Origin of the sequence: Suipraeoptans intestinalis (genome assembly GCF_009696485.1) — a bacterium.
In the GTDB taxonomy this organism is placed as follows: Bacteria; Bacillota; Clostridia; order Lachnospirales; family Lachnospiraceae; genus Suipraeoptans; species Suipraeoptans intestinalis.
Window position 1 is genome coordinate 1,740,921 of the sequence record NZ_VULY01000018.1, and the last position, 24,936, is coordinate 1,765,856.

At 49.6% G+C, this 24,936-nt stretch carries 21 protein-coding genes, 1 pseudogene and 1 riboswitch; of the genes and pseudogenes, 15 read left to right on the plus strand and 7 right to left on the minus strand.

All coding sequences use genetic code 11. The features are described from left to right. Position 1: 1 nt before the first annotated feature. From FYJ34_RS08880 to FYJ34_RS08895, 4 genes are read left to right on the plus strand one after another with little or no spacing between them, the layout of a single operon-like run. Complete coding sequence (locus FYJ34_RS08880) at positions 2-1,495, plus strand: flippase (protein ID WP_154477963.1); 1,494 nt, start codon at positions 2-4, stop codon at positions 1,493-1,495. Further along, entirely contained in the window at positions 1,435-2,322 is an 888-nt protein-coding gene (locus FYJ34_RS08885; protein WP_330582562.1) for a glycosyltransferase family 32 protein, read from the plus strand. Before FYJ34_RS08880 ends, FYJ34_RS08885 begins: the two co-directional genes overlap by 61 nt. Then, complete coding sequence (locus tag FYJ34_RS08890) at positions 2,297-3,487, plus strand: hypothetical protein (protein ID WP_154477967.1); 1,191 nt, start codon at positions 2,297-2,299, stop codon at positions 3,485-3,487. The genes FYJ34_RS08885 and FYJ34_RS08890 overlap by 26 nt, the downstream gene beginning before the upstream one ends. 27 nt (positions 3,488-3,514) lie before the next feature. After that, positions 3,515-4,378, plus strand: coding sequence for a DMT family transporter (locus FYJ34_RS08895; protein ID WP_154477969.1), 864 nt, complete (start codon positions 3,515-3,517; stop codon positions 4,376-4,378). Between the two features lie 135 nt (positions 4,379-4,513). On the opposite strand, the gene FYJ34_RS08900 is transcribed toward FYJ34_RS08895, so the two are convergent. After that, entirely contained in the window at positions 4,514-5,698 is a 1,185-nt protein-coding gene (locus FYJ34_RS08900) for an iron-containing alcohol dehydrogenase (RefSeq protein WP_154477971.1), read from the minus strand. Between the two features lie 245 nt (positions 5,699-5,943). Further along, positions 5,944-6,047: riboswitch (TPP riboswitch) on the plus strand. Positions 6,048-6,089: 42 nt separating this feature from the next. Between FYJ34_RS08900 and FYJ34_RS08905 the strand changes: the two genes are divergently transcribed. Together FYJ34_RS08905 and adhE are read left to right on the plus strand one after the other, a co-directional pair. After that, entirely contained in the window at positions 6,090-6,770 is a 681-nt protein-coding gene (locus FYJ34_RS08905) for an energy-coupled thiamine transporter ThiT (RefSeq protein WP_154477973.1), read from the plus strand. 227 nt (positions 6,771-6,997) lie between these two features. Further along, positions 6,998-9,613 (plus strand): bifunctional acetaldehyde-CoA/alcohol dehydrogenase, encoded by a 2,616-nt coding sequence (gene adhE, locus FYJ34_RS08910; protein WP_154477975.1) that lies wholly within the window; start codon positions 6,998-7,000, stop codon positions 9,611-9,613. Between the two features lie 67 nt (positions 9,614-9,680). Here adhE and FYJ34_RS08915 read toward each other — a convergent pair whose 3' ends face one another. Beyond that, positions 9,681-10,757 (minus strand): cell wall hydrolase, encoded by a 1,077-nt coding sequence (locus FYJ34_RS08915; RefSeq protein WP_154477977.1) that lies wholly within the window; start codon positions 10,755-10,757, stop codon positions 9,681-9,683. Positions 10,758-10,888: 131 nt separating this feature from the next. On the opposite strand from FYJ34_RS08915, the gene FYJ34_RS08920 reads away from it, so the two are divergent. The 7 genes and pseudogenes from FYJ34_RS08920 (at position 10,889) to mutY (ending at position 17,291) form a co-directional block, all read left to right on the plus strand. Further along, positions 10,889-11,452 carry a hypothetical protein gene (locus FYJ34_RS08920; RefSeq protein WP_154477979.1) on the plus strand — a complete coding sequence of 188 codons (564 nt, stop codon included), beginning with the start codon at positions 10,889-10,891 and terminating at the stop codon, positions 11,450-11,452. Further along, a complete protein-coding gene (locus FYJ34_RS08925; protein WP_154477981.1) occupies positions 11,442-12,269 on the plus strand; it encodes a Cof-type HAD-IIB family hydrolase in 828 nt (275 codons plus the stop codon). Before FYJ34_RS08920 ends, FYJ34_RS08925 begins: the two co-directional genes overlap by 11 nt. Positions 12,270-12,283: 14 nt before the next feature. Continuing rightward, positions 12,284-13,111 carry an undecaprenyl-diphosphate phosphatase gene (locus tag FYJ34_RS08930; protein ID WP_154477983.1) on the plus strand — a complete coding sequence of 276 codons (828 nt, stop codon included), beginning with the start codon at positions 12,284-12,286 and terminating at the stop codon, positions 13,109-13,111. A 209-nt stretch (positions 13,112-13,320) separates the two neighbouring features. Next, a complete protein-coding gene (locus FYJ34_RS08935) occupies positions 13,321-14,082 on the plus strand; it encodes a basic amino acid ABC transporter substrate-binding protein (protein WP_154477985.1) in 762 nt (253 codons plus the stop codon). Between the two features lie 43 nt (positions 14,083-14,125). Further along, complete coding sequence (locus FYJ34_RS08940) at positions 14,126-14,818, plus strand: amino acid ABC transporter permease (RefSeq protein WP_154477987.1); 693 nt, start codon at positions 14,126-14,128, stop codon at positions 14,816-14,818. Then, on the plus strand, positions 14,808-15,554 hold the full coding sequence (locus FYJ34_RS08945) for an amino acid ABC transporter ATP-binding protein (RefSeq protein WP_276960119.1): 747 nt from the start codon (positions 14,808-14,810) through the stop codon (positions 15,552-15,554). Before FYJ34_RS08940 ends, FYJ34_RS08945 begins: the two co-directional genes overlap by 11 nt. Before the next feature lies 1 nt (position 15,555). Continuing rightward, a pseudogene (gene mutY, locus FYJ34_RS08950) lies at positions 15,556-17,291 on the plus strand (A/G-specific adenine glycosylase). 182 nt (positions 17,292-17,473) lie between these two features. Here mutY and FYJ34_RS08955 read toward each other — a convergent pair. From FYJ34_RS08955 to FYJ34_RS08975, 5 genes are all read right to left on the minus strand, one after another. After that, complete coding sequence (locus FYJ34_RS08955) at positions 17,474-17,896, minus strand: bacteriohemerythrin (RefSeq protein ID WP_154477989.1); 423 nt, start codon at positions 17,894-17,896, stop codon at positions 17,474-17,476. 25 nt (positions 17,897-17,921) lie between these two features. Then, a complete protein-coding gene (locus FYJ34_RS08960) occupies positions 17,922-18,590 on the minus strand; it encodes a phosphatase PAP2 family protein (RefSeq protein ID WP_154477991.1) in 669 nt (222 codons plus the stop codon). A gap of 208 nt (positions 18,591-18,798) precedes the next feature. After that, on the minus strand, positions 18,799-19,644 hold the full coding sequence (locus tag FYJ34_RS08965) for a glycerophosphodiester phosphodiesterase (protein ID WP_154477993.1): 846 nt from the start codon (positions 19,642-19,644) through the stop codon (positions 18,799-18,801). 54 nt (positions 19,645-19,698) lie between these two features. Beyond that, the gene (locus tag FYJ34_RS08970; RefSeq protein ID WP_154477995.1) at positions 19,699-20,619 is read right to left on the minus strand and encodes a diacylglycerol/lipid kinase family protein; all 921 of its coding nucleotides are present in this window, start codon (positions 20,617-20,619) and stop codon (positions 19,699-19,701) included. A 14-nt stretch (positions 20,620-20,633) separates the two neighbouring features. Then, a complete protein-coding gene (locus FYJ34_RS08975) occupies positions 20,634-21,236 on the minus strand; it encodes a TetR/AcrR family transcriptional regulator (protein ID WP_154477997.1) in 603 nt (200 codons plus the stop codon). 181 nt (positions 21,237-21,417) lie between these two features. Here FYJ34_RS08975 and FYJ34_RS08980 point away from each other — a divergent pair, with 181 nt between their 5' ends. Beyond that, a complete protein-coding gene (locus FYJ34_RS08980; RefSeq protein WP_154478872.1) occupies positions 21,418-23,583 on the plus strand; it encodes a Tex family protein in 2,166 nt (721 codons plus the stop codon). 44 nt (positions 23,584-23,627) lie between these two features. Continuing rightward, on the plus strand, positions 23,628-24,497 hold the full coding sequence (locus FYJ34_RS08985) for a YitT family protein (RefSeq protein WP_154477999.1): 870 nt from the start codon (positions 23,628-23,630) through the stop codon (positions 24,495-24,497). Positions 24,498-24,936 lie beyond the last annotated feature (439 nt).

Sequence of the window (24,936 nt, forward strand, 5' to 3'; positions counted from 1 at the left end):
GATGAAGAAAGCATCCATCAAAGTAAACTTTATCATGAACAGCCTGTTGTCTATTTCCTCCTTTCTGTTTCCCATGATCACCTTTCCCTATATTTCCAGGGTACTTCTGGCATCGGGAACCGGCAGGATCAACTTTGCCACCTCGATCGTAAATTATGTCCTGACCCTTTCCATGCTGGGAATCCCTCTGTATGGGGTGAAGGCCTGCGCCGTGGATCGGAAGGACAGAAAAAAGCTGTCTCAAACGGTGCTGGAGCTTTTGGTGCTCAATGGGATCGCCGGAGGAGCGGGCCTTCTGGTGCTGTTGGGCGCCACCCTTCTGGTAAAGGAATTTCGGGCCCAGTGGGAGCTGATCGCTGTCATGTCTCTTTTAGTTCCCCTGAACATCATCGGAGCGGAGTGGTTTTACAGAGGAATGGAGGAATATACCTATATCTCCCTCCGGAATATGGGATTTAAGCTAATCGGAGTTCTCCTGATGTTTCTGCTGGTGCATGACAAACAGGACGTTTTGGCTTATGGAGGGATCCTGGTGTTGGCAGGGGCGGGCTCCTATCTGTTGAATTTTATACGGCTGAGAAGGTATGTGAGATTCGGCGGGCTGCAAAGACTGGATTTGAAACGGCATATCCGCCCGGTCCTGTCCTTTTTTGTCCTCTCGGTCTCCTGGACGATTTACACCAATACAGATGTGATCATGCTGGGGATGCTCCAGGGAGAAACGGCAGTGGGGTATTATTCGGCATCTCTTCGGATCAAGGCCATCATCCTGGGGATCGTCTCCGCCCTAAGCGGAGTCCTGCTGCCCAGAGTGGTTCACTTTTTTGCGGAAAAACGTTATGAAGAGGCAGTGGGGATGATTCGGAAAAATGCTTCTTTTGTGTTGCTGTCCTCCCTTTATTTTATCGGATTTATCATCATCAATGCCAGGGAGGTCATCCTGCTTCTGGCAGGAAAAGGGTATCTTCCGGCCATTCCGGTGATACAGGTTACGATCCTGATGGTGCTCCTGGTGGGATATTCCTCCCTTTTAGGAACGAATGTGCTGATTTCCCTGGGGCGGGAGCGGATCACGATCCTGGCCTCTTTTGTCGGGATCGGAGTTAACGTGATACTCAACGCGTATTTGATTCCAAGGTATTCTGCGCTGGGAGCCGGAGCCGCCACGGTGGTGGGAGAATGCTGTATGATCCTGTGTGAGATGGTATGCATCGGAAAGGAGATTCGTACTTACTTTGACAGGGGAAACTGCAAAAAAACGCTGCTGGCTTTTTTTGTGTCGGCAGCAGCTGCCCTGTTGCTGAAAGGCGGGCTGTCCGGCTTCCTTTCCGAAAGACAAGAGATATGGCGGCTGCTGGTGTATCTGTTGCTGGCAGGAAGCTGCTACACCTTCCTGTATCTGGCTCTGCTATACAGGCTTAGAGAAGAGATGGTGTGGAACCAGGGAAGAAGGCTTCTGAAGAAGCTGCGAAAAAAGGAAAGAAAACACAGATAAATTTCGGGAGATTCTTGGAAAAGTACAACAGACAGATCCCAAAAAAGGCTATAAAAAAAGGAAGAAGCACACGCCAGAAAGGAGCCTCCATGTTGCCGAAAAAAATCCATTATATCTGGATCGGAGGAAACGAGAAGCCGGAACTCGTGAAAAACTGTATAGAATCCTGGAAGACCTATCTGCCGGATTATGAGATCAAGGAATGGAACGAACAGAACTTTGAGATAGACTGCTGCAAATACGCAAAGCATGCCTATGCGGAAAAGAAATGGGCATTTGTATCAGACTATATGCGATTTTGGATCCTGGCGCGGGAGGGCGGCATCTATTTCGACACGGACGTGGAGCTGATCAGGCCGATTCCTGCAGAGATCCTGGCACAGGAGGCTTTTACCGGAATGGAATTTGGCGGAAAAGTCAGTCCCGGTCTGGTATTTGGCTGTATGCCCGGAGACAAAACGGCGGTGTATATGACAGAGCGGTACGAATCGTTGGAGTTTGACGCAGTCCATCCGGTTACGGTAAACGCCATTCTTACAAGCCGTCTGGAGAAAAAGGGGTTCCGCCCGGAAAAAGGGTTTCAGGTCGTGGACAAAGTAGCCATCTATCCGGAAGAGTATTTTTGTGGGTATGATCTGGACGTTCATGAGATCCTGACGACAGAAAAGACCATCAGCATCCACCATTACAGCGGAAGCTGGACAAAGAAGACATTGAAAAAGAGAGTGCAGGCTCTGTTAAAAAGGATCCTGGGCGTGGAGGGATACAGGAAGGTACTATTTCTGAAAAGAGGAGTGAAACATGTTATTTTCAACAGGAAAGGATAGCTGGAGAATGTTGCTGGACAGAAGGGTGGCGCCGTTGGATGTGGCGGTATTTCTGATCACGGTAAAGGTGGTTACGTCTGTGACCATATACTTCAGACTGCCAAAAACTCTCCAGGAGCTTCTGATGGCGGCGGCCTACGGACTGGTTCTGGTGCATGTTTTGCAGAAGCCCTATCGGAAGAAGGAGCTGATCTGGATGGGGCTTGTGACGGTGCTGATCCTCTATACCAGCTTCCGCATGAAAAATATGTATTATCTGTCTGCCTGGGCTATGATCGCAGGAGGGATAAGGTGGGATATCCGGCGGATGATCAAAGTCATGTTTGCTACTACGCTGGTGATATTTCTGTCCGTCTGCACGGTTTCTTCCGGTCTGTATCTGCTGGGCTACGATCAGGGGATTCTGATCAATGTGAGGCGGGGAGACGTACAGTCCTTTATGTTTGGATTTGTTCATACCAACATGTTTTCCATCCTGCTGTCCAATCTGTGCCTGATGTATGTCTGGCTGAAGAAAGAAGGGATCCGTCCGTTTCAGATCCTTTTGCTGACAGTCTTTCAGGCAGTAGGGTTTTGTTTTACGAAAACCAGAACCTCCCTCATTATTTTTCTTCTCACGGCAGTCCTGATACTTCTGAGACAGGGAGGGAGCCGGAAGCCATATGAGAAACTGCGCTATTTATTTCTGGGAATCGGTGGGATTTATTGGGCGCTGTCCCACCTGCTTTTGCAGAACAATCTGGCAGCCATGGCGGCGGATCGGATCCTGACGGGACGGATCCGATATTCGGCCTATGCCATGCAGCATTTTGGTTGGACATTTCTGGGGCAGAACCTGAATACGGAGATCCAATGGGACCAGATCTGGAAGCTTAGCAGTTTTACCTTTGACTCGGTGTATTCTTTCCTGTTTTTTCAGGGAGGGATCCTCTGGTTTTTTCTGCTGGGAGCTGCTTTTGTCAAGCTGAAGGGACGAGTGGATCAGATGGAGCTGATCCTGCTGGGAGCCTGGATGCTGTATGCTGTGACGGAGACCAATACGCTGTTGCCACAGTTCGGGTTCCAGATCCTTTTGCTGAGCAGGGTGTTTGAGAAAGAAGACAAAAAGCTGCCGGTTTTGCCAAAGGAACAGCTGTGTGGAAGCAGGGGAGAGAACTGTCTTTGAAAGAATCGTAAGATAGGAAAGGGAATTATGGAAAAAAAGCAATATTATAAGGGAATCCTTTATATTATCCTGTCGGCATTTTGTTTTGCCATTATGAGTCTTTGTATCCGGCTGTCGGGAGATCTGCCGTCGATACAAAAAAGTTTTTTTCGGAATTTTGTAGCGGCGATCTTTGCAGCGATCTTGCTGGCAAAATCCCGTACTACCTGGTTGTGTCGAAGGGAAAACCTGGGATATATGCTACTGCGGGCAGGATTCGGGACGGCAGGGATCCTTTGCAATTACTATGCGGTGGATCATCTTCTTTTGGCAGATGCTTCTATGCTGAATAAGCTATCGCCCTTTTTTGCCGTGATCTTCAGTGTATTCTGGCTGAGAGAATCCATTGACATCAAAAGGATCCTGCTGATCGCCGGAGCCTTTTTGGGAAGTCTTTTGGTGATCAAGCCGACAGGCTCCAATCTCAATCTGTTTCCTGCCATGATCGGAATGCTGGGAGGAATGGCGGCAGGAGCAGCCTATACGATGGTAAGAAAGCTTGGACTGAGGGGAGAAAAAGGAGAGAGGATCGTGTTCTTTTTCTCCGCCTTTTCCTGTGTGGTGACCCTTCCCTTTTTACTGCTTCAGTTTCATCCCATGTCTGCAAGACAGGTGGGAATCCTTTTGCTGGCAGGAATGGCGGCGGCAGGCGGACAGTTTTCCATTACGGCGGCTTACTGTCATGCTCCGGCCAGAGAGATTTCCATTTACGACTACTCTCAGATTATTTTTGCGGCTCTTTTGGGATTTTTTGTGTTTGGCCAGATGCCCGACCTGCTAAGTTTTGCAGGGTATGGAGTGATCTGCGCGGCGGCAGCAGGAATGTTTTTTCTGGGCAGGGAGAAGAGATAGAAAGAAGAAAGCAGCAAAAAAGAAAGGCAAAAAGAAGAGAAGCGTTACAGAAGAGAAGAGCACTTCTCATAAAAAAAGACAGGATCCGGAAATAGAAAGCTCCGGATCCTGTTTTTACAGAAACATCCTGTGTTGTTAGTCGCCCTTTGCCATGCGGTAGATGGCTGCCATATCGTCCCTGTTCAGCGGACGGAAGGTTCCGATGGTGCGGGAGCCCTGGAAGCTGCACTTGTCCGCAAGGATTTGGATCTGCTCCTCCGAAACCTCCACACCCAGTTCCTTGATAGAGGTTGGCATATCTACACTACGATAAAAGGCCTCCATTGCCTCGATTCCGGCCAGTGCCGTTTCCGTAGGAGTACCAGAGGGTGCGATGCCAAAAACCTGCGTGGCGAAAGCTGCAAAACGCTGAGGATCGGAAGGAAGGACGTATCTTGCCCAGCTTCCCCAGACTGCGGCCAGACCGGCTCCGTGAGCGACGTCAAACATACCGCCCAGTTCATGCTCCAGCTGATGGGAGGACCAGTCGCCGCCGTCACTTCCGCAGCCGGTCAGTCCGTTGTGGGAAAGGCTGCCGGCCCACATCACCTCTGCTCGCGCTTCATAATTGTCCGGCTCCTGCTTCAGGATCTTTGCACATTTCATGACGGTCTGCAGCAAAGCAACCGCGATCCCGTCTGTCAGCGCCATGGTGGGAACGCCTCCGAAGAACCGCTCCATGGTGTGCATCAGGATATCCACACAACCGCTCTGGGTCTGATAGTCCGGCAGGGTGCAGGTAAGCTGCGGATTCATGACAGCAAACCGACAGCGGCAAAGCTCGGTGCGGTAGCCTCTTTTCAGATCGCCCTCCTCCTTGGTGATAACGGAAGAGTTGCTCATCTCACTGCCGGCAGCAGCGATGGTCAATACAGCGCCCACAGGGAGGCAGGCCTTTGCAGTCTCCTGACCGGAATAAAAATCCCACACGTTTCCTGCATAAGGAACGCCAAGCGCAATGGCTTTGGCAGAATCGATCACACTTCCGCCGCCCACGGCAAGAATAAAATCAACCCCCTCTTTTCGGCAAAGATCAATCCCTTCCTGTACCTTGGAAAGGCGAGGATTGGGAACGACACCTCCAAGAGACAGATGCTCGATCCCTTTTTCCGTCAGGGAAGCCTCTACCTTTGCCAAAAGACCGGAACGAACTGCACTGTTCCCGCCGTAATGGATCAGCACTTTTTTACAGTGTTGCTGAAGGACAAGATCGCCTGTTTCAGATTCGGCATCTCTTCCAAAGCGGACCAGGGTAGGTGTGTTATAAGTAAAATTTTCCATAGGATCCTCCTTTTTGTACATCTGAATGGTTATGCTACTTATTGTAATCCAGAAAAAGGGCTTTTTCAATAGAAGCCCGCAACTTCCGGGGGAGGAGGGTGTACGAAGTTCCATACAATCGAAAATCGGAAACCGTTTGTAAAAGTGAAAGGAAATCTGCAAAAAGAAGATGTTGGATGCCACGTTGGATGCAATGAAAGAGTGGATTTGACAAAAACAGAAGGCTTTCTTATAATGGAGAGGAAAGAAAAAGCTAGGGGTGCTTTTGCTGAGAATGTTGTCCAGGGACGACTAACCCTCAAGACTTGAACCGGATAATACCGGCGTAAGGAAGCTGAGATGAGAAGGATTCTTAAGCATGGCAGCCCCCAAAGGAAAAGGGGGATTTTTTATGTTTTCATTTATGGTAACGAAGGACGGAGGCCTGACGACGGCGGGATACGGGATCACCATTGCCATTGCTGTCGTGATTTTCTTTGTGGCAGGCTACCTGGCAGGCGGCAGGGCAAAGGAGGACAGGATGCATGTAAAGCAGCTGACCTTCTGCGGCATGGCGCTGGCTCTGGCGTATCTGACCTCCTACATTCAGCTGTTTCGCATGCCATACGGAGGGGGAGTGACCCTGTTCAGTATGCTGTTTGTGGTGCTGATCGGATATTGGTACGGCCCCAAAGTGGGAGTGATGGCGGGATTTGTCTATGGGCTCCTGCAATTCATCCAGGAGCCTTATGTGCTTTCCTTTTTCCAGGTGTGCTGTGATTATCTGCTGGCATTTGCAGCGCTTGGCCTGGGAGGACTGTTTCTCAAACAGAAAAACGGTCTTTTAAAAGGCTATGTGGTTGCCGTGATCGCAAGAGGAGCCTTTCACGTACTGGGAGGCTATCTGTTCTGGATGTCTTATATGCCGGAGAATTTCCCCAAGGTGCTGGCGGCAGCCTATCCCTTTGTCTATAATTACGGATTCCTGCTGGCAGAAGGCGTTCTGACGATTCTGGTCCTGCAGATACCGGCGTTGAAAAATGCGTTGGAGAGAGTCAGCCGGATCGCAAGGGGAGAAGGGGAAGCAATGTGATCCGATCCGTTGAAGGAACGGTCAGGCCGGTCAGAAAGTGGCAAATGGAAGAAAGAAATTTTTTATGGCGTAACAGACGAACAGGCTGTTGCGCCATAAGTATGTGCGGCAACAAACAGGAATCGGAAATAAATGTTAAAAAATTAACTATTTCTATTGACAAATAATTAACGATAAGGTATCCTGTGTGACAGAAGGAAAAACCCAGCACACAGGAGGAAGAAAAGATGGCAAAGAAAAAGGAAGCAATACAGCAATTGGTAGACAGTGTGGAAAGTTTGGAAGCAAAAATGAAAGAACTGCGCAAGGCTCAGGAAATATTTGCCACTTATACGCAGGAGCAGGTAGACAAGATCTTTTTTGAGGCGGCAATGGCGGCCAATAAAAACAGAATCTTGCTGGCAAAGCAGGCGGTAGAGGAAACGGGAAGAGGCATCGTGGAAGATAAAGTAATCAAGAATCACTATGCGGCGGAGTACATCTACAACGCTTACCGTCATACAAAAACCTGCGGTGTGATCGAGGAAGATCCGGCCTATGGGATCAAAAAGATTGCAGAGCCCATTGGTCTGGTAGCGGCAGTGATCCCTACGACCAATCCGACATCAACGGCTATTTTTAAAACACTGCTGTGCTTGAAGACGAGAAATGCGATCATTATCAGTCCCCATCCTTCTGCAAAAAACTGTACGATAGAAGCGGCCAGGATTGTGCTGGAGGCGGCAGTGAAAGCGGGGGCGCCGGAGGGAATCATCGGCTGGATCGACGTACCCTCTCTGGAGCTGACCAACACAGTTATGAGAGAGGCAGATATTATCCTGGCAACAGGTGGACCGGGGATGGTGAAAGCTGCCTATTCTTCAGGAAAACCGGCTTTGGGAGTAGGCCCCGGAAACACGCCGGTGGTCATAGATGAAACGGCAGATATTAAGATGGCAGTCAGTTCGATCATCCATTCCAAAACCTTTGACAATGGAATGATCTGCGCATCTGAACAGTCCGTTACCGTTTTGGACAGCGTTTATGAGGAAGTAAAAAAAGAGTTTGCCTACAGAGGCTGTTACTTCCTGGATAAAAAGACAGAGCTGGATAAGGTCAGAAAAACCATCCTGATCAACGGGGCATTGAACGGAAAGATCCCCGGAAAATCCGCATATGAGATCGCCTGCCTGGCAGGAATCCAGGTTCCGGAAGATACCAAGATCCTGATCGGAGAAGTAGAATCGGTGGATATTTCAGAAGAGTTTGCACATGAAAAGCTGTCTCCGGTGCTGGCAATGTATCATGCAAAGGATTTCCAGGAGGCTTTGAAAAAGGCGGAAAGACTGGTGGCTGACGGAGGATACGGACACACGGCCTCCCTCTATGTACATCCGTCGGAGACAGAAAAGATCAGACAGCATGCACAGGCCATGAAAACCTGCAGGATCCTGATCAATACCCCGTCCGCTCATGGTGGGATCGGGGATCTGTACAACTTCAAACTGGCTCCTTCCCTGACACTGGGCTGCGGTTCCTGGGGAGGAAACTCCGTTTCAGAAAACGTGGGAGTAAGGCATTTGATCAATGTGAAAACGGTGGCTGAAAGGAGAGAGAACATGCTGTGGTTTAGAACACCTGAAAAGGTTTACTTTAAAAAGGGCTGTATGCCGGTGGCCTTGGATGAACTGGGAACGGTGATGAAAAAGAAGAAGGCCTTTATCGTAACAGACAGCTTTTTGTACAAAAACGGCTATGTAAAACCAGTGGAGGAAAAACTGGACGAAATGGGAATCCAGCACGCCTGCTTTTATGAAGTGGCTCCGGATCCCACGCTGCAGTGTGCAAGGGAAGGAACCAGACAGATGGCAGCCTTTGAGCCGGACACCATTATTGCGGTGGGAGGAGGCTCCGCTATGGATGCGGCCAAGATCATGTGGCTGATGTACGAGCATCCGGAGGCAAAGTTTGAAGACATGGCAATGGACTTCATGGACATCCGAAAGAGGGTCTATACCTTCCCGAAGATGGGAGAAAAAGCGTACTTTGTGGCTATCCCCACTTCCTCCGGAACCGGTTCTGAGGTAACGCCTTTTGCCATCATTACAGATGCAGAGACCGGAGTGAAATGGCCTATCGCAGATTATGAGCTTTTGCCGAATATGGCTATCGTAGATGTAGATAATATGATGGAGCAGCCCAAAGGTCTGACCAGTGCGTCGGGAATCGATGTTATGACCCATGCCATCGAGGCTTATGTGTCCATCCTGGCAACCGACTATACGGACGGACTTGCCATGAAAGCCGTGAAAATGGTATTTGAAAATCTTCCTTCTGCCTACGCCAACGGAGCAAAGGATCCCACAGCCAGAGAGAAGATGGCAAACGCATCCTGTATGGCAGGAATGGCCTTTGCCAACGCGTTCCTGGGGGTCAACCATTCCATGGCTCACAAGCTGGGAGCCTTCCATCATATTCCTCACGGAATCGCCAATGCGCTGTTGCTGACAGAGGTGATCCGCTACAATGCGGCGGAAGTTCCTGCGAAGATGGGAACCTTCTCTCAGTATGAATATCCTCACGCACGGGCAAGGTATGCAGAACTGGGAAGATTTGCCGGCTGTGTCGGAAATACAGAGGAAGAGGTTCTGGAGGCGTTTATCGCAAAGCTGGAGGATCTGAAAGAAAGGATCGGAATCAAAAAGACCATCCGGGAATATGGAGTAGACGAGAGCTATTTCCTGGAAACGCTGGATGAAATGGTAGAGCAGGCGTTTGACGATCAGTGTACAGGCGCCAATCCAAGGTATCCGTTGTTCCGGGAGATCAAGGAGATCTACCTGAAGTGCTACTACGGAAAATAAAGAGGAAAAAAGAAAGGCGTTGCCCATTGCTTGAAAGAATGGGCAGCGCCTTTTCAATATGCAATTTTTACCAAAATACGTTGCCGCCTACATTGACGCCTTCCTTTCCGGTCCACGCCGCATGGAAGAAATAGCAGTTGGCTACGGCGGAATGCCGCTGCCCGGCTAAAGCCGCCTGAGCTGTGGAATAAGCCAGAGCAGAGGGGCCTTTGGCCAGTATACGCTGCAGATTGCCGTCCCAGGTGGGGGCAAACTGTCCGCTCTGGTAGATCACCTCCGACAGTGTGTTGGGAAATCTGGGGCTGCTGACACGGTTCATGATCACGGTAGCAACGGCGAGAAGTCCATCGGCGCTGCCGCCTGCCTCTGCCTCCAGGATCGCTGCGAACAGAACCAGATCACTGGTGTCCGGATAAGGCATGGGCTCCACTGTGGAAACGACGTCAGCGGCCGGCTGGCTGCTTGCCGGTACCTGGATCTGTGCGACCTTTTCCCGGTCCTTCGCCGCCTGCAAAGCTGCTTCCGCTGCCTTTGCACGTTCCAGCTGCGCCTGGTAATCACTAAGCTCCGTGGAGGTGGAAGAGATCTGGGAAGTCAGGGCCTCTCTTTTGGCTTTCAGATCTTCCTGCAGGACAGTCAGATCCTTCTGGCGTTTTTCCAGCTCTTCTTGTTTTTTCTGAACGGTATCCCGCACTGCTTTTAATTCCTTTAACATATCCCGGTCGTACTCGCTGATGGAGCTGACATACTCTGCCTTGTTGAGGAAGTCGGACATGTTTTCGGAAGAAAACAGGATCTGGAGCAAGGATACATTGCCGCCTTCGTAGATGAATTTGATGCGGTCCTTCATGGCATCATACTGCAAAGATTCGTTTAACCGGGCGGCAGCCAGATCCAGCTTGGACTTTTCTACCTGGGCAGCCAGCTCTTCCACAGAAGAAGAGGTGCTGTCCAACTGGGTCGCCAGAGAGGACAATTGTCCATTCAGATCATCCAACTGATTCTGCAGGTCGGAAGTCTGGCTCTCCAGCTGGCTGGAAGACGGTTCTGCCTGAACCACCGGAGTACCGGAAACGACAGACAGACAGGCAACAGCCAGGGATAAAGCAAGCGGTAACACTCTTGTTTTCTTTGATTTAATCATATAGCCATCCTTTCTGAATTTATAGAATGCGAAACTATTATACAACAAATTGCTTTATAAAGCAAATTTTGTTACTATAGTACATAGATGCAAGAAATGTTCCGCAAGGGAAGAAGGGAAGGACAGATACCATGGAGGGAAGCGATACAGCCATAAAGACAGACAGGATCCACCCCTGGGTCAGAAAGGGAAGAAGAGATAAGCTGCTGGAAAACGGAAGGAGGTTTTCTATCAAAGAGATTCCGGTGATCTCCTTCATAGGAGAACTGGAGATCCTGCTTGTGGACACGCAGGAAGAGAAGTACCGGATACTGAAGGAGGAGCAGATCCCATCGGATGTTACGGTGGAGGAGCTGTACGGAAGATCCTGTGAAAATCTGGCGCGGGATGTGGAATTTGTGATCGCCAATACCATGTACGGTGGATTTTCCATCCTGGCAGACGGGATCCATGAGGGAAGCGCCCTTTGCTTCCGGCACATCTGGGAAACCTGTGCAGAAAAGCTGGAGGATGACCTGCTGGTGCTGTTTCCGGCAAAGGATACGTTGCTGTTTGCACCTTTTTCTCATACGGCAGCGGTAGAAGGGATCCGGGAGCATAGCAGGAGAGCCTATTTCCACAGCCGGGAAAAGATGACGCAGCAGGAAATGATATTCATAAGAGACAGAAAGGAATTGGCCTTATATGAAGCTTAATGTGCAGATGATCGGTCTGGATCTGGACGGCACCCTGTTGAATTCGCAAAAGCAGCTGACAAGTCTTACGGCGGACGCATTGAAGCAGGCTGTGGATCAGGGGATCCGTGTGGTGCTTGCTACGGGAAGACCGCTGGGAGGGATCCCGCAGGAATTAAAGGAATTTCCGGGCTTACAGTATGCGGTGACGGCAAACGGCAGCAGGATCGTGGATCTTGTTTCCGGAAACACCTTATATGAAAAGCTGGTGGAGGCAAAGCTGGCAAAGCGCATCCTGAAGCTGTTTGGAACATATGATACGCTGCGGGAGGTCTATTTCGACGGTATGGGTTATGCAAAAAAAGAGGATCTGGAAAGGATCACCCATTATATGGAAGATAAGCCCATGGCGCAGTACATTGTAAAGACCAGGCAGACTGTGGAGGATGTGGAAACATACCTGGAGCAGCAAAACCGGGGAGTGGACAAGGTGCAGGCGCTTTTTCGGAGCAGAGAAGACAAAGAAGAGGCGCGGCGAGTGTTGTGTGGCTGGCAGGAAGTAGAGGTAACAGGCTCCCTTTCCAACAATCTGGAGATCAATGCCAGAGGCGTAGATAAAGGGCAGGGGCTTTTGTGGCTGGCGAACCGGCTTCAGATTCCGGTAGAAGCTTTGATGGTGTTTGGAGACGGAGACAATGACAGAGGGATGCTCCGTCTGGCCGGGATGGGAGTTGCAATGGAAAACGGGCTGCCGGAGGTAAAAGAAGAGGCAGACTATCTGGCAGGAAGCAACGATGAAGACGGAATCGGAAAGTTTTTGCAGCAGTATGTATTATAGTGGAGGGGAAGAACATGTTGGATGTTATAAAAGTGATCATTTTGGGCATTGTAGAAGGGATTACAGAATGGCTGCCGGTGAGCAGCACAGGGCATCTGATCCTGGTGGGAGATGTTTTGAAGCCGGGAGTCAGCACAAAGTTTATGGAGCTGTTTGATGTTGTCATCCAGCTGGGAGCCATTTTGGCAGTAGTGGTTCTGTATTTTCACAAGCTGAATCCTTTTGCGCCTGCCAAGACGGAGCGGCAAAAACTTCTGACCTGGCAGATGTGGATCAAGGTGCTGATCGCCTCCATTCCGGCGGGGATCGTAGGGGTTCTGTTCAATGACGTACTGGATCAACTCTTCTATAAGAAAATACCGGTGGCGATCATGCTGATCCTTTACGGAGCCTTGTTCATTTTTATCGAGCGTAAAAATCAGGGAAAACAGCCGGCGGTAACGAAGATTTCGGGGCTTACGGTGCCGATGCTTCTGTGGATCGGACTGTTTCAGATGCTGGCTTTGATCCCGGGGACCTCCAGATCGGGAGCAACCATTGTGGGAGCGCTTTTGATCGGAATTTCCAGAAGCGTGGCGGCAGAGTTTACCTTCTTTCTTGCCATTCCGGCGATGGCAGGAGCCAGTCTGGTAAAGCTGTTGAAGTTTGGGCTGCATTTTACAGGAAAAGAGCTGGGGCTTTTGTTTTTGGGATGTCTGGTATCCTTTGGCGTCTCCATCGTGGCGATCCGGTTCCTGATGAAGTATATTAAAAAGCATGATTTCCAGGTGTTTGGCTACTATCGCATCGTACTGGGAGGTCTGGTGCTGATCGCCGGTGTGATCCAGTTGATCGCAGGCTAGGCGTTTCTTGCCATTGACAGGGAAAATACAGCGAAAGAAACAAAGAAAAAACATCGAAGACGGCAGATCAGGGAATGTTGAATAAAAATGAATAAAATTTCAAAAAAGATGAATAAAACTATTGATTTTATAAGAATATGTGATATAATCCTAAAATAAATTAATTTTTATGCAACAAAAGGTGTTTTTTATGCAAGGAGGAAGTTGGGATGAAGATGAAAAAGTTTGTAAGTATCGGATTGGTGGCAGTCAGCGTTCTGGCATTGGCGGCATGTGGCAGCAAGAAGGAGACAAAAAAGGATACGCAGGATGATAAGGTACTGGTGATGGCGACCAACGCAGAGTTTCCTCCCTATGAATATCATGACGGAGACAAAATCGTAGGAATTGATGCAGAGATCGCAGAGGCGGTAGCAGAAAAGCTGGGCATGGAACTGAAGATCGAGGATATGGCGTTTGACTCCATCATAGCGGCAGTTTCCGGCGGAAAGGCAGATTTTGGTGCGGCAGGAATGACGGTGAATGAAGAGCGAAAAAAAATGGTGGCATTTACCGACACCTATGCACATGCGAGCCAGGTGATCATCGTAAAAACAGATAGCGCGATCGCAGGCCCCGACGATCTGGAAGGCAAAAAAGTAGGAGTACAGCTGGGAACGACGGGCGATATTTATGCAGGAGACATCAAGGATGCGGAAGTAGAGCGTTACAACAAAGGCTTTGAGGCTGTACAGGCGCTGTCCCAGGGCAAGATCGACGCCGTGGTGATCGACGGCCAGCCGGCGAAAGAACTGATCGCAGATATGTCTGACCTGAAGATCCTGGACGAGGCTTTCACAGAAGAAGAATATGCCATCATCGTGGCAAAGGACAATACAGAATTGAAAGATAAGATCAACGAGGCATTGAAGGAACTGAAGGAATCCGGCAAGCTGGACGAGATCATTGCCAAATACATTACGGCGCAGTAGAAGGCGGCTCTTCTGAAGAGCTGGAGAAAGTAAAGGATAGCATATGTGGGAAGCATTACAAGAAAGAATTTATCTGAATTTTATCAGCGATGAGCGGTGGAAGTATGTGGTGGACGGGCTGCTTGTGACTTTGAAAGTGACATTTTTTGCAGTGCTGATCGGAATCGTTCTGGGATTTCTGGTGGCGGCGATCCGCTCCACCAGCGAGCAGACGGGCAAGCTTAAGATTCTGGATTTCTTTTGCAGGATCTACCTGACGGTCATTCGCGGAACACCTGTGGTCGTACAGCTTTTGATCATCTACTTTGTGATCTTTGGAAGCGCAGATATCAATAAGGTCGTGGTGGCGGTCATGGCTTTCGGGCTCAATTCCGGAGCTTATGTGGCGGAGATCTTCCGCTCCGGGATCATGTCCATTGACAAGGGACAGTTTGAAGCCGGAAGAAGTCTTGGATTTACCTATGGACAGACGATGGTGCATATCATTATGCCGCAGGCTTTTAAAAACGTCCTGCCGGCTCTTGGAAATGAGTTTATCGTGTTGCTAAAGGAAACTTCTGTGGCAGGCTATATTGCGCTACAGGATCTGACCAAGAGCGGAGACATTATCCGAAGCAGGACCTATGACGCATTTATGCCGCTGCTGGCGGTGGCGGCGATCTACCTGATCATGGTAGTAGTCTTTACAAAACTGGTAAATATGCTGGAAAGGAGGCTGAGGAGCAGTGACCACTAAAACGGGAGAAGTATTGATCCGGGTAGAAGGCCTCCAGAAGCAGTTCGGGAAGATGTACGCGCTGGATAACGTATCGGAGGAGATCAAAAAAGGAGAAGTGGTAGTGGTAGTGGGACCTTCCGGTTCCGGAAAATCCACCTTTCTGCGATCATTGAATCTGTTGGAGATCCCTTCCAGCGGGCATGTATATTTTGAAGGGGTGGATATCACAGATAAAAAGGTGGATATCAACCGACACCGGCAGAAGATGGGAATGGTATTCCAGCATTTTAACCTCTTCCCTCATAAGACCATTTTGGAAAATATCACCCTGGCTCCCATGAAGCTTTTGGGAAAGAGCAGGCAGGAGGCGGAAGAGGAAGCCAAAAAGCTGCTGCAGCTGGTAGGTCTGGAGGAAAAAGCAGGCGTTTATCCTTCCCAGCTGTCAGGCGGACAGAAGCAGAGGATCGCTATTGTGCGGGCATTGGCAATGGAGCCGGAAGTGATGCTGTTTGACGAGCCTACATCGGCGTTGGATCCCGAAATGGTGGGAGAAGTGCTGGAGCTGATGAAGCGTCTGGCAAAAGACGGCATGACTATGGTGGTAGTCACGCATGAGATGGGATTTGCAAAGGAAGTGGCGACCAGAGTGATCTTTATGGATGAAGGAAAGATCAAGGAGCAGGGGAAGCCCAAGGAGTTTTTTGAAAATCCCAGGGATGAAAGGCTGCAGGAATTTCTATCGAAAGTGTTGTAATATGAGATATCAGGAAGTAAGAAAAGGCAGGTTTTTACACCGTCCCAACCGCTTTGTGGCACAGGTAGAACTGAATGGGAAGGTAGAGACCGTCCATGTAAAGAATACAGGGAGATGCCGGGAACTTTTGCCGGAGGGAGCAGAGGTCTATTTGGAACATGCGGATCATCCGGGACGCCGGACACAGTGGGATCTGATCGCAGTAAAAAAGGGAAAGCGGCTGATCAACATGGACTCTCAGATACCCAATCGGGTCGTAGAGGAATGGATAGACGCCGGACACCTGTTTCCGGATAAAACAAAGGTGCAAAGAGAATATTCTTATGGGGAATCCCGGATAGACCTCTATGTAGAGACGCCCGAAAAAAGGATTCTGATCGAAGTCAAGGGCGTGACACTGGAGGAATCAGGAAGAGTCCTGTTTCCCGATGCACCCAGCCAAAGAGCCATCAAGCATATGAAAGAACTTCAGCGTGCGGTAAAAGAGGGGTATGAAGCATACCTCTTTTTTGTGGTACAGATGAAGGGGGTAGAGTATCTCATTCCCAACGTCGAAACGCACCCGGAGTTTGCAAGGACGTTGCTGGAATCCAAAGAGGCGGGAGTCCGGATCCTGGCATATGACTGTGAGGTTACAAAAGACAGTATTTTTCTCAGGCAGGAAGTTCCGGTGATAGAAACGGTTTCACTCTTGTACGGCATGGCGGAGCCGGTGGCAGACTGGTACGAGGCGCATAGGCGAGACCTGCCCTGGAGGAGAAAGCCGGAGCCTTACGGAGTCTGGGTATCGGAGATCATGCTGCAGCAGACCCGGGTGGAAGCCGTCAAGCGTTATTATGAACGGTTTATGGAAGAGCTTCCGTCGGTAGCTTCTCTGGCAAAGGCAGAGGAGGACACCCTTTTAAAGCTATGGGAAGGCCTGGGCTACTACAACCGTGTCCGAAATATGCAGACGGCGGCCAGGACCATCATGGAGGATCATGGCGGGAGTTTCCCCTCCTCCTACGAGGAGATCCGGAAGCTGAAAGGGATCGGCACCTATACGGCAGGGGCGATCAGTGCGTTTGCCTACGGGATAGCAAAGCCGGCGGTAGATGGCAACGTGCTGCGAGTCATCACCCGGTACCTGGCAATGGAAGAGGATATTGGAAATCCGGGAGTGAAAAAGAAGATCGAACAGCTTCTGGAGGATGTGATACCAAAGGGAAGAGCCAGTGCATTTGGCCAGGGACTGATAGAGATCGGCGCGCTGGTCTGCCTGCCTGTGGGAACTCCTAAATGCGCGGACTGTCCGCTGCAGGAACAATGCCTGGGAAGAAAGAGAGATCTTTTGGATCGTCTGCCGCTTAAGAAAAAAGAGAAAAAAGAAGGATAGAAGAAAAAACGGTATTTCTGTTCCGGGAGGAGGACAGAGTGGCCATCCAAAAGAGAGAAGGGAAAGGGCTGCTGGCAGGCTTGTATGAGTTTCCCAATGCTTTGGGGCATCTGACACAGGAAGAGGCGTTGGAATACTGTAAGGCCAGAGGACTGATGCCGGTACGCATCCGCAGGCTTCCGGAAGCCAGACACATATTCAGCCATGTGGAATGGGAGATGATCGGATATGAGGTTCTGGTGGATGATCTGGAAAAAACTAATACGGAGGGCTTTCTTTTTGTGAATAGAAAACATATCGCAAAAGAATATGCCATCCCATCGGCCTTTGACGCATATACCAGGTATGCGGGAATCAAATAGAGAGAGGTTTCAAATGCGATCCGGAAAATTGCGTGACACCCGTCGATGGGTGGATGATTGTGACGCAAAAGGAGATCCATCCAGTTGTTTCAGAACGGAATGGATCTCCTTTTTTAAATGATAAGAGCCGGACAGGTCGGATGCTGCAGCATCCGACCTGTCCGGCATAAGCTTTTTTCGGCTTACAGGCGTTCGTTGTTCTCGCGCATAAATTTGTATTCGGCAACGGAACGGTCAAAGCCCTCAATATGGGTATAGAACCACTGGATCACATTTTCTTTGACCTTCTCTACAAATGCGTTGGAGGGGCCTTCCTCTTCCGCCAGCATCTGATCCAGATCCTTGATGGTCTCCTTAAAGATGGCATGCTGTGCCAGATGCTTTTCGATACCAGGGTAGTCGATCTCTTTTTGAAGCTGCTCTTCCGCAGAAAAATGGAAATCGGTGTAGTCGGCCAGATAATCCAGGGTACGGACAGCCACCGCCTTTTCATTTCCAAGCTCACAGCTTTCCAGAAGCTTGTTCATCCTGCCGATCAGCTCTTCGTGCTGAGTGTCGATCATTTCATTTCCGGTTACGAGGTTTTCACTAAATTCTGCATACATAAAAGAATCCTCCCTTTGATAAAAATTATGTAGGTTGCTGAGATAAACTCACTGCTTTCTTTTCCTGGGTGACATAGACAAAGGGATAGATGATACAGGCCATCCCGATGGCGGCTACAACGTCGATGACAGAATGCTGCTTCAAAAACATAGTAGACAAAATGATCAAGAAAGACAGCAGATAAATTCCAAAACTGATTATGGGTTTTTTCCGCAGCGCCTGACTGTGTCGGGTGGCAATACAGACGCCCAGGGAATTAAACACATGGATACTGGGCAGTACATTGGTAGAGGTATCCGCCTGATACAAATGACGCACAACGGAGGTAAACACATTGTCCCGGGGGAACACGTCCGGACGCAGGTTTACGGCATTGGGAAAAATCGTGCAGATGATCAGAAACAAAGTCATCCCCACAAATAAAAATCCGGTCAAACGGTAAAATAAATCCTTGTCTGTAAAGAAAAAATACAAAATAACAGAAGCAATCAACAAAAACCACAACAGGTATGGGACAATAAAATACTCTACAAAAGGAATGTGATCATCTAAGGCAGAGTGGATCACATGATACCGGATGGAAGTCCTGCCTTCCAGATAAAAGAACCACGGTATATAAATAAAGCTGTAGAGAAAGACCCAGGCATGCTTGTACTTTTTCAGTAATTGCTTCCAGAAAGCTGGCTCGCTCATGCTCGAAACTCCTTCCGCTCTATAAGACTGTTTTAAATTTAGGGGAATTATAACATGAAACCCCGGAATCAACAACCGTATTCAGGATTTCTTCATGGTTTCTTCATATTTTTCCAATAGAAAAAAGGATTTGAAAGAAATCTATGGCAGATTTTCACAGGGAGCGGGGGCAAATATCAGGGGAACGGCAGCCTGTCAGGAGTTGTGGCTACGACCGGGAGGAAGCTTCCGGTGGGGAAGGATATTCCGCAGCAGGAACCTCAAAAATCTGCATATCGAAATGCCTGCGCCCATAGGAAAGAGCCTGAGAGGTTCGAAGCGTCCATACGGCGATGGGAAGACCAAACAGCTTTCGCAGGAGGGTGACCGATACAGAGGGGAGGTGTGTCATCTTATAGGACACAAAATCCGGTCTGCCAAGGAGATTGCATAGGAGGTGACGCACCAGAAAACGCAGGATACAGGATTCCCGGTCATGGGGAGAATTGAGTCTGCAGGACAACTGCCCCCGCAAAATATGGGGAGCATGGAAACGGAACCAGAGCAGTCCCATGGTGTGAAAGGACTGAACAAAAAAATCCCCCGGATAAGCTTCCAGCAGAGGCAGGCAGGCTCTGCAGATGGCCAGGGAAGACGTGGGGATCTTCAGCTCGATCAGAAGAGGCACCCGGGCGTCCACCAAAGCCAAAACATCAGAAAGAAGGGGAATTCTATAAGAAGTTCCGGAAAGAGAGAGGCGAGAAAGCTCTGCCCACGTCATGGTTTCCGGCATCCCGGAAACGCCGCAGATCCGATCCAATGTGTCGTCATGGAAGACGATAAGCTTTCCGTCCCCGGTCAGATGCACGTCCAGTTCGATCCCGTACCCTCTGTCAATAGCGGCTTGAAAAGCCGGCAGGGAATTTTCAGGAACACCTTTTTCTGCGCAGTGATAGCCTCTGTGGGCGAAAAGAGTGCCTGAAAACCTTTTCATGACCTTTCGGGTGGTAAGACGGGGGAGGAGAAAAAACAGGTAGACAATCCCGATACAACAAAACAAAATCAAGTACTTCATAGAGGAATAACCTTCTTACAACATTTTTTTGTAACATTTAGAAGCTTCCGGGGCTTAGACCAAAGTCATGACCCGGAGAGTTTCCGGCTCCAGGGAAACCTTTATTTGCTTCTGCAAAAAGACCGGCTCTCCATCGGTGTGGAGGGGGAGCGGCGTCTGTGTCCGTATTTCCAGGTTCTGGAAGGAAAGAAGGGAGACGCCCCGGAAAGGGGTGTGAAGCCCGTGAAAGGAAAGCGGAAGCAGAAACAGCGCTTTTAATTTTGACATGTCTGAAACTATGAGGGCATTTAATCTGCGGTCGTGGCTGTTTGCCTTGGGACAAAATTTCAGGCCGCCGCCTTCATAGGGCTGGTTCATCACTGCCACAAAAAAAGCGTTCTTGTAGCCGAGCGTTTTGTGACCGTCCACAACCAGTTCCACATCCTGCGGGATCAGGGCAGCGATCCTGCGAACGGCGATCCCCGCATAGGCAAGCTTTCCCAGCTTCAGCTTGTTTAACAGCAGCTTTAAAGGAGAAACGGCCATTTCGTGACAGACGCTGGCGTCAAAACCGATCCCGGTGCTGACGGCAAAGCGCCTTTTTTTATTGCCATGCCAAAGAACCCCCACATCCATGTTGGTGAAGTGGGAGGGCTTCAGCAGATATTCGATCGCAGTAACAGGATCGGAGGGAAGCTTCAGACTTCTGGCAAAATCATTGCCGGAACCAATGGGGATATAGCCCAGAGTCACCCTGTCGAGAAAGGTGATCCCATTGATGACTTCGTTGATGGTACCGTCGCCTCCCAGGGCGATCAGAGTATGGGAGTCTCCATCGGAAGTGATCTGGGAAACGATCCGGGAGGCATGATGCTGGTATTTGGTGAAAAATACCTGATGCTGCACCTTTCTTTCCTGAAGGATCTGCTGGATCTGCTTCCAGATCCGACTTCCCAGGCCGGATCTGGCGTTAGGGTTGACAATAAAAGTAATCATAATAGTCCTTTCTTTTAAAGGAGCCCACTGAGATAAGTATCCAGGCTCCGCTGCATATTTTTTTCAAAGTCGGCCTGTCCGTTTTTCAGACACCACTCAAACACATTGCCGATCACGATCATACGGATATCGGTGGTGATCTCCTCTAAAGGAATACGGGGAGAAAAAATCCCGGCGTCTATGGCCTTCTGCAGATAATTGTGAACTGTAACGATGGGGTAAGGACGTTCCGTGCGGATGAGGGGATTTAAGGATTGATTTTTGGGCGTATAGTAGCTGCTCATAAACTCGACGCCCAGCTCCTTGCAGTAGTGGACATAGTTCAGATACACATGGATCACAGCTTCCTTGATCTCCCGGGCAGAGGAAGGAGCCTCCAGGCGGTCCGGGTCGATACTGGGCTGCTCCTCAATATAGTAGGAGAGCAGATCATCCTTGGTCTTGAAGTGGTGATAGAAGCTTCCGTTGGATACGCCGGCTTCCTCACAGATGTTTTTTATGGACAGCCTTTCGTAGCCTTCTCTTTGCAGGATCTGTCTGGCTGCCCGAAAGATCTTGGATTTTGTTTCTTTGGATTTGCGCTGTTGCTTGGACAGCACGCCTGTGTCCTGAGTCATAGCGGGACTCCCTTCTGAAATGTCATAAATTTATGTGGAAAGTATAACAGATTACGCTCTTGTTTTCAAGAAAATAAGAGGAAGGCAAAGGGAGTTTGCAGTTGCGGAAAGGAGGGGGATTTTGTTATACTGTATCATGCTGAGAGTGAAAAGAAAGCAGATGGAAAGTCGGGGAAAAAAGATGGAGATCAACAAAAAAATAGCAGAAGAATTACAGGTAAAACAGTGGCAGGTGGAGGCGGCAGTCAAGCTGATCGACGAAGGAAACACCATCCCCTTTATCGCCAGATACAGAAAAGAGGCCACCGGGACTCTGGATGACGAACAACTGAGGAACCTGCATGAGAGGCTGAATTACCTGCGCAACCTGGAAGAAAAGAAAGAACAGGTGATGGCAGTCATTGAAGAACAGGGAAAGCTGACGAAGGAACTGCAGACGCAGATCCAAAAGGCGGAGACGCTGGTGGCCGTGGAAGATCTGTATCTGCCTTACCGCCCCAAAAGAAGGACTCGGGCTACCATTGCCAGAGAGAAGGGATTGGAGCCGTTGGCGCAGATCCTGTGGGAGCAAGGCAGCATCCCGTCACTGAAGAAACTGGCAGAAGCTTACATAGATAAGGAAAAAGAAGTAGAAAAAGAGGAGGACGCTCTGGCGGGAGCGATGGATATCCTGGCGGAAAAGGTGTCGGAGGACGCGGCGTTTCGTAGCTGGATCCGCAGAAGGACGGGACAAAGGGGAGCCGTCACGTCAGAGGCAAAGGGAGAGGAAACAGAGTCTGTCTATCAGATGTACTATCAGTTTGCAGAGCCGGTGGAGAAGCTTGCAGGCCATAGGATCCTGGCGCTGAACAGAGGGGAAAAAGAGAAGATCCTGACGGTCAAGATGCAGGCGCCCGAAGAAGAGATCCGGCAGTATTTAAAGAAGCAGATCGTCAGGACCAAAAACCGGGAAGTGGAAGACCTGCTGGAAAAAACGATCCTGGACAGCTACAAGCGGCTGATAGGACCGGCCATCGAACGGGAGATCCGGGGAAGCCTGACGGAAAAAGCCGAGGACGGAGCTATGGAAGTCTTTAAAAAGAATCTGGGACAGCTTTTGATGCAGCCTCCCATTGAGGGGAGAGTGGTACTGGGCTGGGACCCGGCCTTCCGCACCGGATGTAAGCTGGCGGTGCTGGATCCTACGGGAAAGGTACTGGATACGGCGGTGATCTTTCCTACAGCACCCACGACACCGCAAAAGACGGAGCAGGCCAAGCGGATGCTGAAACAGATGATCCAAAAGCATCAGGTCACGCTGATCTCTCTGGGGAACGGAACGGCGTCCAGGGAATCGGAACAGTTCCTGGTAGAATTTTTAAAGACGCTGGGGGAAGCCGGCAGACAGATACAGTATGTGATCGTCAATGAGGCGGGAGCGTCGGTTTATTCCGCCAGCAAGCTGGCTACCGAGGAATTTCCGGGGTATGATGTGGGGCAAAGAAGCGCCATCTCCATTGGAAGAAGGCTGCAGGACCCTCTGGCTGAGCTGGTAAAGATCGACCCCAAGTCTATCGGAGTGGGACAGTATCAGCATGACATGAACCAGAAAAAGCTGGGAGAAGCCCTGGAGGGTGTGGTGGAAGACTGCGTAAATAAAGTAGGCGTAGACCTGAATACGGCGTCGGCCTCCCTTTTATCTTACGTTTCGGGAATTTCCGGGACTCTGGCAAAAAACATTGTGGAATACAGGGAAAAGACAGGAAAGTTCCGGAACCGGAAAGAGCTGCTGAAAGTTCCGAAGCTGGGGCCGAAGGCGTTTGAACAGTGCGCAGGCTTTCTGCGGATCTTTGGAGGAACGGAGCCTCTGGATGCTACCAGCGTCCACCCGGAATCCTACGGGATCGTGGAGGCGCTTCTGAAAGAAAAGGGACTGAAAAAAGAATGCTTCCAGGAAAGAAAAGGACTGGGGGATGCACTGACGATCACCGACGTGGCAGCGGAAGCCAAAGCGCTGGGAGTGGGGGAGGTTACGCTGGCAGACATTATCCGGGAGCTGAAGAAGCCATCCAGAGACCCCCGGGAGGAGATGCCAAAGCCTATTTTACGGACAGACGTGCTGGATATGGAGGATTTGCGAGAAGGAATGCTCCTGAAGGGTACGGTGCGAAACGTGATTGATTTTGGCGTGTTTGTGGACATTGGGGTACATCAGGACGGATTGGTGCATATTTCACAGCTGACAGACAAACGTTTTGTAAAACACCCGCTGGAGGTTGTCGGCGTAGGGGATATCGTGGATGTCAAAGTCTTGTCAGTAGATCTGAAACGAAAAAGGATCCAATTGACCATGAAGGGAATTTCCTAGAAAAATGGCAAAGGACGGGAGAAGATCCGGGAAAGAAGGGTAGTATGAGAGGAAAAAATAGAAAAATCATAGAAACGCTGGCAGGCGTTATCATTGGCAATCTGGTATTGGCGGTGACCGTCGTCGCATTTTTGGTACCGCACGGAGTCATTATGGGAGGCGCTACCGGAATCGGTCTGATCATTCAGCATTATACGGGACTGCCCCTTTCCGTGATCATTTTGGGCGTCAATATTTTGTTGTTCATCCTGGGGGCGGCCGTGTTGGGAAAGAAATTTGCCCTGAGTACGCTGCTGAGTACATTCTTGTATCCCCTTTCTCTGTCGCTGGTACAGATGATCCCGGGGATTACCGGCCTGACAGACAATATGATGCTGGCGACTCTTTACGGAGGACTGCTTCTGGGACTGGGGGTAGGCATGATCGTCCGGGTGGGCGCTTCCACCGGAGGAACAGACATTCTTGCACTGGTCTTAAACAAGAAGACACACCTGTCGGTGGCGGTACTGCTTTATGTGGTAGACTTTACCGTCCTTGGCGTGCAGATCTTTTTTTCCAACGGGGAACAGATCCTGTACGGAATCCTGAACCTTCTGATCACCAGCCTGGTGGTCAACCGGGTGATGCTGTTTGGAAAGTCGCAGATCCAGCTTTTTGTCATTTCAGAAAAGTATGACGCCATCAGACAGAAGGTGTTGACAGAGATGGACGCAGGAGTGACGATGGTACGGATCGAGACCGGATACGGGCAGGAGGAGCAAAAGGGAGTGCTGTGTGTCGTTCCCAACCGGAAGCTGTACTCCATCAACGAAATGATACAAAAAATAGATCCGAAAGCCTTTATTACCATTACCCAGATCAATGAAGTAAGAGGAAGAGGCTTTAGCATGGAACGGTATTACGAGGGGAAATAAAAAGAGACAGATGAATTTTTATACAGATTTTCCTGTATAAGTGGAAAGACAAATGAAAGAAAATATGGTACAATGGAAAAAATAACGTGTGAGGTTGACAGGTAAAATGCCATCTGAAATAATCGTGACAGACAGACAGACAGACAGACAGACAGACAGACAGACAGACAGACAGACAGGTAAATAAATACTCTGTTATATTTTGTAAGTATCATAGAGGCCTAGAGAGAAGCGATAGCAGCACATCCGGGAGGGGTGTGCCGTTGTCGCTTGTTTTTATGCGATTTTTTATAGAAGGGGAAAATGCTCCGGATGTCCTGAGATATGTTTTAGGGCAGAAAGATTCATTTTATCGCAGGGAGTTGGAAGGAAAACGGAGAAGGGAAATGCCAGGCTAAAAGAAGCTGTGAGAGTTCACCTGATTTCATAGAAGAAAAAG